Genomic DNA, 1,218 nt, shown 5'->3' with positions numbered 1-1,218 from the left:
TCGGGGCCGGTGGTGTGGTCGGTGTCGGCTCGTTCGCCTGAGGCGCTGGCGGGTCAGGTTCGCCGGTTGCGGGACTGGGTGCGCGCCCACCCGGATGTGGATCCCGGTGAGGTGGCGTCGGCGTTGGCGACACGGGCGCGGTTCGAGTATCGGGCGGTGGCCGTGGGCCAGACCACCGACGAGCTGCTGGCCGACCTCACACCCGTAGTGGTCGCACCACCGGGTCGGGTGGCGTTCGTGTTCCCCGGCCAGGGCGCGCAGTGGGCCGGGATGGCTCTGGAGTTGATGGACTCGGCTCCGGTGTTCGCCGACCGGATGCGGGAGTGCGCCGACGCGCTCGCCCCGCACGTCGACTGGTCGTTGTTCGACGTGCTCGGTGACGCGGCCGCGTTGGAGCGGGTCGACGTGGTCCAACCCGCGTTGTTCGCGGTGATGGTGTCGCTGGCCGCGTTGTGGGAGTCCTACGGCGTGCACCCCGACGGGGTGGTCGGACACTCCCAGGGCGAGATCGCCGCCGCCTGCGTCGCCGGCACCCTCTCATTGCCGGACGCGGCCCGCGTCGTGGCCCTGCGGTCCCAACTGATCCAACGGCACACCACCGGCCAGGGCGGCGGCATGCTCTCCGTCGCCGAGCCCATCGAGAAACTCCGCACCCGGCTGGAGCAATGGCCCGACCGCATCTGGATCGCCGCCATGAACGGCCCCTCGGCCACCACACTGTCCGGCGACCGCGACGCGCTCGTCCAACTCGCGAAGCAGTGCGAAACCGACGAGGTGTGGGTCCGGATGATCCCCGTCGACTACGCCTCCCACTCCCCCCACATCGAACCCCTCCGAGACGACCTACTCAACGCACTCGCCCCGATCACACCCCAACCCGGCCACACCCAGTTCCACTCCACCGTCGACAACAACCCCACCTTCAACGCCAACTACTGGTACCGCAACCTCCGCGAACCCGTCCACCTCCACCACACGATCACCACAATGATCAACAACAGCTACACCACCTTCATCGAAATCAGCCCCCACCCCGTCCTCACCCTCCCCCTCGAACAAACCAGCACCCACATCACCACCATCCCCACCCTCCACCGCGACAACGGAACCCTCACCACCTTCCTCCGCAACACCACCCACACCCCCACCACCACCTGGCCCACCACACCCACCACCCTCGACCTCCCCACCTACGCCTTCCACCGACAACGCTTCTGG

At 68.5% G+C, this 1,218-nt stretch carries 1 protein-coding gene; it reads left to right on the top strand.

Going from position 1 to position 1,218, the window contains the following annotated elements; genetic code table 11:
* Window positions 1–21: 21 nt before the first annotated feature.
* Window positions 22–1,218 (top strand): acyltransferase domain-containing protein (locus JT362_RS35290; protein ID WP_260196306.1); only part of this gene is annotated, 1,197 nt, incomplete at its 3' end.

The sequence above is a fragment of the Actinophytocola gossypii genome (assembly GCF_025165815.1).
GTDB classification, from domain to species: Bacteria; Actinomycetota; Actinomycetes; order Mycobacteriales; family Pseudonocardiaceae; genus Actinophytocola; species Actinophytocola gossypii.
This window is presented reverse-complemented; position numbering and strand designations above follow the sequence as displayed.